Annotated in this window: 3 protein-coding genes; all 3 read left to right on the forward strand. The window is 45.1% G+C overall.

The genetic code is table 11. The annotated features are described in order from the left end of the window. A partial coding sequence (locus F6K37_RS42885) for a hypothetical protein (RefSeq protein ID WP_287257283.1) occupies positions 1–277 on the forward strand: 277 nt, incomplete at its 5' end. Between the two features lie 106 nt (positions 278–383). Continuing rightward, on the forward strand, positions 384–1,148 hold the full coding sequence (gene larB / locus F6K37_RS42890; RefSeq protein WP_287257281.1) for a nickel pincer cofactor biosynthesis protein LarB: 765 nt from the start codon (positions 384–386) through the stop codon (positions 1,146–1,148). A 72-nt stretch (positions 1,149–1,220) separates the two neighbouring features. Next, positions 1,221–1,304 (forward strand): MerR family DNA-binding transcriptional regulator (locus F6K37_RS42895; protein ID WP_287257282.1); only part of this gene is annotated, 84 nt, incomplete at its 3' end.

The following is a 1,304-nucleotide window of genomic DNA, read 5'->3' on the forward strand; positions in this document are numbered from 1 at the left end:
ATCACTTGTCTTTGTACAAAGATGGCCTTCCTTTGATGAAACGACTAATTCAAGCTCGTTGCTCTATTACTGCTCCTCCTACTCTTCCGATACCTCTCTAAACCTGACCAAACGTCTTTCCAAAAGAGCCACACCCATCTCATTTTTGGTGTTTGACCCCGTGGTGCGTTACGGGGCGACTGGCTACGAAGTTGAATATGATGGCAATCCCCCCCTAACGCACCCTACGCACTTATCAACTATAAATCGTAGCTCAACCGGAAACATTAAATATTAAACCGGATAACCTTAAACCTAATAACCTTAAACCTAATAACCTTCAACCTTAAACTAAATAACCAGATAACCTTAAACCTTCAACCTAATAACCTGATAACCTTAAAATGACTCAACCCGAAGCATTAAAATCTCTACTGGAAGCAGTTGCGGCTGGTGACCTTAGCCCAACTGTTGCTCTAGATAAACTGAAGGATTTTACCTACGAAGAAGTGGGTGATTTTGCCAAAATTGACCACCACCGCACCTTAAGAACTGGATTTCCTGAGGTAATTTGGGGAGAGGGAAAAACCCCTGACCAAATTGCTCAGATTATGGCAGTAATGCGCCAGCAGAATCCAGTAGTAATGGCCACACGGATTACACCAGAGGTGGCAACGGAGCTAGAGTCAAAAGTCCCAGAATTACAGTATTATTCCACAGCTCGGATTTGTGCGATCGCACCATCTCAGCTCGAACCTAAGTATGCCGGTATCATTAGTCTAATTTCTGCGGGCACATCCGATTTACCAGTAGCTCAGGAAGCCGCAGTAACTGCTGAATTATGTGGGTTTCAGGTCAAGCGCCTTTGGGATGTGGGGGTAGCTGGTATCCACCGCTTGCTGAATAATCGACAGGTGATTGCCGAGGCCGATGTCTTAATTGTCGTAGCTGGGATGGAAGGAGCATTACCCAGTGTGGTAGCTGGCATGGCCGATTGTCCAGTTATTGCCGTTCCTACTAGTGTCGGCTATGGAGCCAGTTTTGGTGGTATGGCACCCCTGTTAACCATGTTGAATTCTTGCGCACCAGGCATAGGAGTAGTAAATATTGATAATGGCTTTGGTGCTGCTGTCTTAGCTGGAAAAATTCTTAGGAGGTGTAACTATTAGCCAGATATATTACTAAGCCTTAGCAAACCTTACTAAAGTTAAGTATACTAGATTTAGTAAGGTTCACGGTCAATGAAAAAATATGTCACTCCAAAAGAGGCAGCCGAGCACCTCGGAGTCTCGATCTCAACTCTTAGGCGGTGGGACAAAGAGGGG

The organism is Moorena sp. SIO4E2 (assembly GCF_010671945.1).
In the GTDB taxonomy this organism is placed as follows: Bacteria; Cyanobacteriota; Cyanobacteriia; order Cyanobacteriales; family Coleofasciculaceae; genus Moorena; species Moorena producens.

Bases quoted from the DNA above. Each gene is read 5' to 3' on its own strand.
- larB (WP_287257281.1), top strand. From the start codon at position 384: ATGACTCAACCCGAAGCATTAAAATCTCTACTGGAAGCAGTTGCGGCT.